The sequence below is a fragment of the Phycisphaerae bacterium genome (assembly GCA_035384605.1).
Classification (GTDB): Bacteria; Planctomycetota; Phycisphaerae; order UBA1845; family PWPN01; genus JAUCQB01.
In genome coordinates, this window is record DAOOIV010000004.1 from 123,933 (window position 1) to 133,674 (window position 9,742).

At 62.3% G+C, this 9,742-nt stretch carries 9 protein-coding genes; 7 read left to right on the forward strand and 2 right to left on the reverse strand.

The annotated features are described in order from the left end of the window. Positions 1 to 2 precede the first annotated feature (2 nt). The 6 genes from PLL20_02280 (at position 3) to PLL20_02305 (ending at position 6,275) form a co-directional block, all read left to right on the forward strand. Entirely contained in the window at positions 3 to 320 is a 318-nt protein-coding gene (locus PLL20_02280) for a hypothetical protein (GenBank protein ID HPD28794.1), read from the forward strand. Between the two features lie 160 nt (positions 321 to 480). After that, a complete protein-coding gene (gene bioB / locus PLL20_02285) occupies positions 481 to 1,512 on the forward strand; it encodes a biotin synthase BioB (protein HPD28795.1) in 1,032 nt (343 codons plus the stop codon). Positions 1,513 to 1,515: 3 nt separating this feature from the next. Continuing rightward, positions 1,516 to 2,742 carry a beta-ketoacyl-[acyl-carrier-protein] synthase family protein gene (locus PLL20_02290; GenBank protein HPD28796.1) on the forward strand — a complete coding sequence of 409 codons (1,227 nt, stop codon included), beginning with the start codon at positions 1,516 to 1,518 and terminating at the stop codon, positions 2,740 to 2,742. A 640-nt stretch (positions 2,743 to 3,382) separates the two neighbouring features. Continuing rightward, the gene (gene frr, locus PLL20_02295; GenBank protein HPD28797.1) at positions 3,383 to 3,949 is read left to right on the forward strand and encodes a ribosome recycling factor; all 567 of its coding nucleotides are present in this window, start codon (positions 3,383 to 3,385) and stop codon (positions 3,947 to 3,949) included. A 48-nt stretch (positions 3,950 to 3,997) separates the two neighbouring features. Beyond that, complete coding sequence (locus tag PLL20_02300; protein ID HPD28798.1) at positions 3,998 to 5,470, forward strand: hypothetical protein; 1,473 nt, start codon at positions 3,998 to 4,000, stop codon at positions 5,468 to 5,470. Between the two features lie 232 nt (positions 5,471 to 5,702). Continuing rightward, the gene (locus PLL20_02305) at positions 5,703 to 6,275 is read left to right on the forward strand and encodes an HNH endonuclease (protein HPD28799.1); all 573 of its coding nucleotides are present in this window, start codon (positions 5,703 to 5,705) and stop codon (positions 6,273 to 6,275) included. Between the two features lie 70 nt (positions 6,276 to 6,345). Here PLL20_02305 and PLL20_02310 read toward each other — a convergent pair whose 3' ends face one another. Both PLL20_02310 and PLL20_02315 read right to left on the reverse strand, forming a co-directional pair. Then, complete coding sequence (locus tag PLL20_02310; protein ID HPD28800.1) at positions 6,346 to 7,146, reverse strand: polyphenol oxidase family protein; 801 nt, start codon at positions 7,144 to 7,146, stop codon at positions 6,346 to 6,348. 28 nt (positions 7,147 to 7,174) lie between these two features. Further along, entirely contained in the window at positions 7,175 to 8,131 is a 957-nt protein-coding gene (locus tag PLL20_02315) for an alcohol dehydrogenase catalytic domain-containing protein (GenBank protein ID HPD28801.1), read from the reverse strand. A 228-nt stretch (positions 8,132 to 8,359) separates the two neighbouring features. Here PLL20_02315 and trpA point away from each other — a divergent pair, with 228 nt between their 5' ends. Next, a complete protein-coding gene (gene trpA, locus PLL20_02320) occupies positions 8,360 to 9,169 on the forward strand; it encodes a tryptophan synthase subunit alpha (GenBank protein HPD28802.1) in 810 nt (269 codons plus the stop codon). Positions 9,170 to 9,742: the final 573 nt, after the last annotated feature.

Sequence of the window (9,742 nt, forward strand, 5' to 3'; positions counted from 1 at the left end):
AAATGAACAGCAAGGATTTCGCGATCGGCGTCCTGACCATAACCGCCGTCATCCTGCTGACCGGCCTGATCATCATCCACGCCGTCAGCCCCAGGCAAGCCATGGCCGTCGGACAGAATGCCGAAGGCGGCGATTACCTGGTCACGACCAGCCAGTACAACGATTACACCGAACTGTTGATGGTCTTCGACACGGCCCAGATGAAGATGAACGCATATGTCTTCAATCCTCAGACGGGTCAGGTCGAGCTCCTGCAGCCGCCCATCCCCATTGTCCGCCAGATGCAGGAGCCTCAAAGACAGCCCGGACGAACGAGATGAGAGCCGCATGCCTGCCCCAGCATCCGGCTATTCCTGTCGACCGGCAGATGCTGCCGAATCCGCGGGTTTCACGGGTGGCCGGCCCGCCGGAACACGGCCAAACCGCCGGGAACGGCACAGGACGGCGCGAACCCGCATTGACACATCGGAACACCGCACAATGTCCGATCTGATACGCACGATCGTTCGACAGGTCGTTGACGGCGCCGCGGTTACGCGGTCTCAGGCCGAGCAGCTCGTTCGGATTGACCGCCGCCACCTGCCCGAATTATTCGCGGGCGCAAGCCGGATCCGCCAAGAATACCTCGGCCCCAAGGCACGCTGTTGCAGCATCGTTGCGTCAAAGGTGGGGCTATGCGATCAGGACTGCGCCTTTTGCAGCCAGTCTGCGTACTATCGAACCCACGTAGCGGGAGGCAGGACCCTGACGTCGCAGGATGTGCTGGCGGCCGCGCGGGAATCTGCCGACAACGGCGCCCAGTCGTTCGGTATCGTCAACAGCGGCCTGGGCCCGAGCGATGATGAAATCGAAGAGTGGGGTAATGTCATCCGGGCAATCCGCCGGGAAGGGCGGGTGCGCGCATGCGCCTCACTCGGTGTGCTCACCGCTCCCCAGGCTCAGCGTCTGGCCGAGGCCGGCGTCCAACGATACAACCACAACCTCCAGACCTCACGACGACATTTCTCGAGCATCGTCACAACGCATACATACGATGATCGGCTCCAAACGCTGCGAAATCTGCGGGCGGCCGGCATCGAGCTATGCTGCGGAGCTCTCTTCGGCATGGGCGAGACATGGAACGATCGTCTCGATCTGGCCTTCGAGCTGCGCGAGGTCAATCCCGAGGTCGTACCCATCAACTTCCTTATTCCGATCCCCGGTACGCCGCTTGAACACAGCAGGGCACTCGAACCGATCGAGTGTCTGCGGATCATCGCCGTCTACCGTTTCATCCTCCCATCGCAGCATCTCAACATCGCCGGCGGCAGGGAGGTTAACCTGCGTGACCTCCAAAGCTGGATGTTTCTCGCCGGGGCCGACAGCTTCATGATGGGCAACTACCTGACCACCTGCGGCCGCCCAGTTGCCGAAGACCTGCGAATGATCAGCGATCTCGGCCTCGAACTTGAACCTTATCTCCAACCGGCCGCAGCCCCAGATGAAGCTCATCGCTCTCACACGCCCGTCTGAAAGATGCCCGCTGATATCCTGGTAACCGGAATCGGAATCGTCTCGCCCGCTGGAATCGGCTGCGAGCAAACATGGCGCACATTGTTGGCTAATGGCAAGGCGGTTCGCCGTCTGGCAGGGGGGTGGCATCCCCGATTTGCCACTGTGTGCGGCGCGACCATCGACGCCTTCAACCCTCCTCCAGGAACCGAGCATCTCAGCCGGACCTCCCAACTGGCCGTCGCCGCTGCCGAAGAGGCCCTGGCATGGGCGAAACTGGCCGGCCAACCTGCAGCAAGTGGGCGAGTTGCGGCTTCCATCGGCACGAGCAAGCCTCTCGTGGATCTGCTTTTGCCGGATCCCTGCGATGCCGACCCCGATAGGAGGCTTCGTATCCGACCGTCTTGTGGATGGTTCGATTTCCTGCCAGATGCGCCCGCTCGCACGGTCTCTGCCCGCTTTGGCTTTGCCCGCGCGCATTCGACCGTGTGTGCCTGCTCGACGGGCCTGCATGCCATCATCCGCGGGGCCGAAATGATTCAAGAAGGCCAAGCCGATATCGTCTTGGCGGGCGGAGCCGACTTTTCGTTGTCGCCGCTGTGGCTGGGCGCTTATCAGAACATGGGCGTCCTGGCCCCGGAGGACCCCGAACTGGGACCTGCTTGGGCATGTCGGCCCTTTGACCGGCAACGCAAAGGATTCGTCGTCGGCGAGGGCGCATCTTTCGTAGTTCTCGAGTCCCGCGCCTCGGCGAACCGGCGGGGCGTTTCACCCTGGGCTTGCCTGCGGGCCTGGGCCATCGGCAGCGACCCCGCCGGCCTGACCCGGCTTTCCGGAGATGGAAACCCCTTGGCTGAGGTCGTCCGAACAGCCCTGAACAACGGATCTACCCGCCCCGAAGATGTCTCCTGCATCTACGCCCACGGGACCGCGACACCCCAGAACGATCTTGCTGAAGTGAGCTGCTTTCGCCGAGTCTTCGGACGCCACTTGACCTCCCTGCCAGTGGTCTCAACCAAGGGCGCCATTGGCCACCTCATGGGTGCTGCCGGGGCCGTCGAGACGGCACTGGCCGTTTGGGCCGCCCAGGCAAGGAGGAGTCCTGGCACGGCCACCCTCGTCGAGCCGGACCCCGAATTCGCCGATCTCCGCTTGCCCACCGCGGCCTTCGACCTTGCGGCGGGGGCCATCCTGAAGACCTCTTTGGGGTTCGGCGGCCACTTGGCGGCCATCCTGGTCCAATCGCCGTAGAATGCCCAAAAAGTCCGATTCCACGCCGTTGCCGGCAATCCAGCCCCCCCACCGCCCGACGCAACATAACCTGCCTTATCGGACGTTATGGCGGGGCGCGAAAACCGCCCCCCGGACCTCACCGTAACGAACCGCCCCGGCCAGGTAACGGTCCGTCTCACTCGTCCTTTTGCGCCAAACGTCGATACAAGAGCGCAACTCGCCCGGTCCGCTGGATGAGATGACAGGGAATCGACGCGGCCAGCGCCACGGCCATCTGCTGTGCCTCATCGCGGTCATCGCAGTCGATTCGCACCTTAAGCAGATCGGTGTGTTCAAAACACTGACGGACGTGGGCTGCGAAAGTCTCAGTCAGGCCCTGGCGCCCCAATGTCAGCTTGGCCTTCAGTCTGTGCCCCCGGCCAAGCAATCCGCGTCGGACCGGAGGGCTTGGCTCAGGGCCTGGGTCGCAGCCCCCGGATGTGTCGTATACGCAAGTCATGGCACTTTACGGTACGGTCGGCCACAGTGAATGGCAACGTCTCTCGGCGGAGAATCCGGGCAAACGCGCAGCCGTGGGTTTGCATACCCGTCCGCTTCCGTTCTAGAATGCTCGCGTTCCGATGGTTCGATGCTTGCCCGGCACTTGGAGCAATAACGCATGCCCGTAGACGAAATCGAGTTTGAGTGCGAAGAATCGATGGAAAAGGCGGTTGAGTTCCTACGCCAGGAATTGCGCACGGTACGAACCGGCAGGGCTTCCCCAGGCCTGGTCGAGCATCTCAAGGTAACCGTGGAGTCCTACGGCTCGACCATGGAACTTCGCGAACTGGCGAGTATCTCCGTGCCCGAGAACAACCAGTTGCTCATCAAGCCCTTCGATCCGGGAACGCTCAAGGATATTGAACGGGCCATACGCGGCTCCGAACTGGGCATCACCCCCATGAGCGACGGCAAGATCATCCGCCTGCCCGTTCCCCCGCTTTCCGGGGAACGACGGCAACAACTCCTGGCCCAGGTTCGCAAGCTCGGCGAAGCCCAGAAAGTCGCCATCCGCAACGTTCGCAGGGATGGCAACAAGAACCTCGACGCCGAACAGAAGAACAAGCAGATCTCAGAGGACGAGGCCGAGGCCTCCAAGGAGCGAATCCAGGAGCTGACCAAGAAGTACGAATCGCAGGTTGACGCCCTTGTCGCAGCCAAAGCCAAAGAGATCGAACAAGGTTGAGACCTCTGGGCGGGCCCCCGGCAAGAGTAATCTGGCAACGACCACACCATGCCAAGGACGGTGCAATCACCTCGTGAGAACCCGGAGCCCGGCCCGCTGCTCCCCAAGGGCCTGCAACGGGGAGACCCGCCGCCTGTTCAAACCCCCCTGCTTCAGCACCCCGTCGTCGGCGGGAGCATCGTACTTGTCGCCGCCGCCGCAATGCAGATTCTCGTCTGGCTTGTCGGACTTCGCCTCCAATCGCCTCGCCCGATGGCTCCTTCCAGCCTTGTCGCCCACGGCTTGTTGCACGAGCTGATCGCTGACGCGCTTGCGGACCAAGGACTGGAGGCAGCTCAGGTCGCCTCGATCCTCTTTGTCGCCAATCTGCTGCTCGCACTGCTTTCCGGCATCGCCTGGTACGGTATCGGGTGGCTGGGGTTGGGGCCCAAGTGGGGCCTGTGGGTCGGTCTACTCTGGGTCATTCATCCCTCCTTCTCGTTTGTCGCCAATCAGGCCGACAGACTCAACTCCCTCATCGCTCTCGTCTCTTTGTCGTGGTGCGCTCTTTTGTGGTGGCGGCGATCGCGAAAGACCGGCATCGCCCTAGTCCTCGGTTTGTTGGCCGCGACGAGCCTGTCGATCAGCCTTCAATCTCTCCTGTTTCTCGCGATCGCGGTGCCGGCTATGCTCCTCTCCACGCGCGGAGCACACGGCGGCAGAATCACCGGGCCGATCACCACCCTGACGGCGTTCGTCGTGGGAACGACAATCCTTACGGCGGCCATCGCACTGCCACGATTGCCTACGGTACTGTCCAACGGCCCGCTCAAAAAAGAAGCCGCCCTGTCACCTTCTCAAACTCGTCACGCTTGGCCCCACGCTGCCGCCCCGCTTGTCGCCCACGCAGCCCATCCGGGCGACGCTCTCCGCCTCCGGGCGGCTCTTAAATTCTTCCTGATCCGAGACCGGCTTCGTGATGACTTAAGGCAGATCGTCACTCGGTTCCATACCGATTTGTGGAACGCGATTGAGGACGGCAGCGGCTCACATATCGCCCAGGCCGCCTTGGCCGCCTCGCCGCCTGGCACCGCCGATCACCCCCCCGCCGGAAGATTCCTGATCGACCAATGCCGCGACGCTCCCGCTCAAACGCTCACTTGGCTGGCCCAACGCATGTGGAAGTCGATCTACACCACAAGAGACCACCGGACTCACTATCCGTTCATCCTTCTTCAGTTCCTCTGGTTGATCCCGGCCTTCTGGGGCTTGTGGATCGCCCTTCGCTATCCACCCTGGCGATGGTTCGCCGCCGCTGCCGGCCTCTTCACTGGTTGTCACTGGTTGCTGGTAGCTCTGGCCGAGCCTCTGGCCCGGAACCTGGTGCCGGTGGGCGGTTTCGCCATTCTCTTGGCACTCGTGGGAGTCACCGATGTCTACGAGCGGTTCTTTGGCCGTAGACTGACCGCGCCCGCCCCCGCTTCCCGACCAGCCCGACTGAAACGCATTCAGCAAAACCTCAGCAACAGTCCCCACGACTGAGCATTCGGCCGGGGTGACAAGTCCCGCACTCTGCCGTTGTTGCAGCCTCGGACAAGTCACCTTATAATGCGCACAAGTAGTAGATGCAGGGCTGGCGACGGCCGGGTCCCTGCCACATGGGACTCGCGCCGCAACGGAGGGTGTTGCCTTCCCGACGGCGATCGCGACGAGTACTGTTTTCGACCCGCTTTCAGGCCTGAGTCATCATGTCCTCATCCTGAACCGCCATTATATGCCCATTCGGGTCACTACCGCCAAGCGGGCCTTCTCCCTGCTCTATCGCAACTTGGCCGAAGTCGTTCACGTCGAGGAGGACCAGTATCTCTCCTACGACTTTGAAAGCTGGCGGGAGGTCAGCGAGCTCAAGCAGCGCTTTGAACCCGAACGCCACGACTGGGTGCGGACCGTCCGTTTCAGTCTCGTCGTGCCGCGCATCATTCGGCTCCTGTTCTACGACCGCCTTCCCAGGCGCGGAGTGAAGTTCAACCGCCGCAACATCTTCGCTCGCGACAACAACTGCTGCCAGTACTGCGGCCGAAAGTACCCGACCTCCGAGCTGAGTCTTGATCATGTCATCCCGCGCAGCCAGGGCGGAACCACCACCTGGGAAAACGTCGTCTGCGCCTGTCTCAAGTGCAATATTCAGAAAGGCGGCCGGACCCCCGAGCAGGCCCACCTCAAGCTGATCGCCAAGCCGACCAAGCCCCGACGTAGCCCGGTTCTCAACCTCAAGTTGTCACATGACAAGTATCGCTCCTGGAAGCAGTTCCTCGACCACGCATACTGGAACGTCGAACTGAAGTAAGCCCCTCAAGGCAAAACTCACGTCTGTCTCTATCACCCGACCTCTGATCGCCCCGCCGTGGCCCCGGCCGCTACGCACGATCATTGAATGCGAGCGGGCCCCGCAAGCCCACGAAGAGCGCCGTTCGCCCGGCCTCGGCACCGTCCCGCCGGTGACTCCAGAACCGTCGATCGCAGATACTGCACAGGCCCGCAATCTCAATGGCCTGGCTCGGAACGCCCGCCGCGGCCAACTGGTCTCGGTTGGCGGTCCAGAGGTCAAACAGAACGCGCCCCCCCTGCTCGACAAAGCAATTGTCCGCGTCGGCCAGCCTCGTTTTGGCAATTCGTCGCACATGCGGACCAACCTCGTAGCAGCATGGACCCGCAGAGGGTGAAATGGCCGCCCTCATCCGGGCAGGGTCGCTGCCGTAGCTCCGCACCATCTGCTTCACGAGGTTGTCTGCGGCCCCGGCTACCGTTCCTCGCCAACTGGCATGGACCACCCCCACCGCCGGTCGATCGGGGTCGTAAACGAGAATCAGCGGGCAGTCGGCCGAGAGGATGACCAGCGGGACATTCGGCATGTCGGTCATCAGGCCGTCAACGAATGCAATCGCCCCATGCCGGCCATCGCGACCGCGACCGACGTCGCCCGGCTCCAGACTCAGAACATCCGCTCCGTGAACCTGTTCCGGCGAGGTCAGCGACTCAAAAGGCATGCCGAGAACTTCGCACACCCGTCTTCGCCAATGAACGGCCTCCTCGCGACCGCTGCCCCGGTGAGGGGCATAGTTCTGCGGGCGGGTCGTCACGGCATGAACCAGCCGCGGCACCGCTTCAAGGCTCTCGAACGAGAGCAACGTCACATCACCGTGCGATCGCTCGATCATCTTGAAGACCGTACCCCACAGAAAAAGCTTATCCCTTCACCTTCAAGAGGATCTTGATGTAGCGGGGATCGGCCGCCAGCTCGATCGCCTCGACGCCGCGAGCCAACGGTAATTGACGCGACACCATCGATTCAACATCAATGTCGCGCCGGGCCAGCGCTGCGATCGCATCAGGAAACGGTCCGCAACGACTGCCGAGTACCGCGATCTCGTTGACAACCACCGGCGCAAGGTTGATTTCTCTCCCGCCGGCATAGGTGCTCTTCAGAACCAGGGTGCCTCGGGGGCGAACGAGTTTCACGGCTGTTTCGAAGCCCTCGGGGCTGCCGCTGCAGTCCACGACCACGTCCCGATCGGTTTTCGGCACCAGATCCGACAGCGGGATCGTCTGAATCCCCTTCTTCTCACAAAAGTCCAGCGTGTGCCCGTTCCGCCCAATAACCTCCAGGCGACAACCGGTCGTTCGCAGCACCTGGGCAACCAGCAAACCCAGTCGTCCGGACCCCACAACCGCCACCCGCGTCCGCTTCTCGATTGGGCACTGCTTGATCACCTGGTAAGCCGCGGCCAGCGGCTCGATGAAGACCGCCTGCTCGTCACTGAGGGCTTCCGGAACTTCATGCAGATTTCGTTCCGGCACCGCTATATATTGGGCAAAGCACCCGTCCCGGCGTGAGATGCCGATGACGCTTCGCTTGCGACAGTGGTTGGCCAGACCGTGCTGGCACATGTCGCACTTGCCGCAGACGCAATTGATCTCAGCCGTTACCCTCCGCCCCCGCCACCGCCTCGATCCCTTCACCACCGTTCCGACAAACTCGTGGCCAAGTACCCCGGCGAAACTCATATACCCTTTGGTAATCTCGATATCCGTGGCGCAGACACCCGCGAGCTTCACCTCAATCAGCGCCTCATCCTCTCCTGGCAATGGCTCCGGGTATTTCGCGTCGAACCGAAGCATCTGGTTGAACACGAGCGCATTCACCTTCGTAGCCTTCTCTATCAGCGGTCAAATCTCCTCAGCGCGGACCAGTATCGAGCATCACGCCGGGACCGTCAATCCGCAACCCCTTAAACATTGGCCCGCGCTCCGGTTCACGTCTGCTGGCCTGCCGCCTCGTTCGCCGATATAGTCACGATTTCGGAAACGGTGGCCTGCGGCCGTGGCCGGCTTGCCCTGCCGCACGGCGTTGACGAGATCGAAGGTGTGATCATGACCAATAGGATTGAACGGGCGTTTGAAGACCTCTCGGCCAAGGGTAAGAAGGGCCTCCTGCCTTTTATCACCGCCGGGCTGCCCGACCTTGATACCACTCAGCGCATTCTCGAATCCCTGACCAGCCTCGGTGTGACGGCCGTCGAGATCGGCTTCCCCTACTCCGACCCGATCGCCGACGGGCCGACCATCCAGGAGTCCTTCACCAGGGTTCTTCAACGCGGAATCCGTGTCCGAGACATCCTCGCGATGGTGGCCCGATTTCGGCAGAAATCTCAGTTGCCCCTGCTGGCAATGCTGTCCTACTCCATCGTGCACCGCATCGGTCTCGACACGTTTGTCTGCCAAGCCGCCCAGGCGGGTATCGACGGGCTGATCCTGCCCGATCTGTCACTCGAGGAGGCCCCTCAGACCGCCAAGGTCGTCGCCGATGCCGGCCTCTGCCTGCCGATGCTTGTTTCGCCCGTCTCACCTCGCTGGCGACGTGAAAAAATCGCCGCAACCTGCACCGGCTTCGTCTACTACATGTCCGTGACCGGAATCACCGGCGAGCGAAAGGAACTCCCGCCGGACCTCGTCGATAACGTCCGAGAGATTCGCCGGGCCTCAGGCCGCCCCGTTGTCGTCGGTTTTGGCATCAGTTCCGCCGAGCATGTGCGATTGGTCTGTTCGGCCGCCGACGGCGCAATCATTGGCAGCGCGCTGGTCCGCAAGATCATGCAAGCAGCAAACGGCGGCGCCAACAAAGACGCCGTCGTCGCCGCCGCTGCCGACGCCGTCCGCGAATGGATGACCGGCTTGCCGTAAACCCCCGAACCGATCGCCGCATGCCAGACACTTATTGTCTCCGCCCGACGCTCGATCGCCGCGAGATTCGCGTCGGCGTGGGACTTCAGAATGACGCCACAGAGTGCGTATTCAAGATACTGTATACTGTAGCCAAGTCTCAATCGATTCGGCCTGATTCCACGCGGCCCCTGGCTCATCTCGTCGCCCGCCATGAACCGGCTGCTGCCTTAGTCTCTTCCGTCGCGACTGGTGTGCATTTTGCGCGCATGTTTCTTGATCGCAGAACGCTTGGGTTGCGGCCCGCAAAAAGGCCATCCGCCTTAGCCATTAGCAGATGGGTTACGTCGGCCAGACGCCATCCCCACGGCCGTGCGTGGGCATGCGGGGGTAGGGCCGCTCGGCCCGGAATCCTTTCCGGGCCACATCCTCCGCGGAATCCTTTTCCGCTCGGCCCGGAATCCTTTCCGGGCCGAACCCCCTGCGGAATCCTTTCCGCATTCAGCGCCCATCACGATGGCAATCTTCCACCAGCAGGTAGGGTAGGTTCGTGCTCGGCCCGGAATCCTTTCCGGGCCACATCCCCTGCTCGCT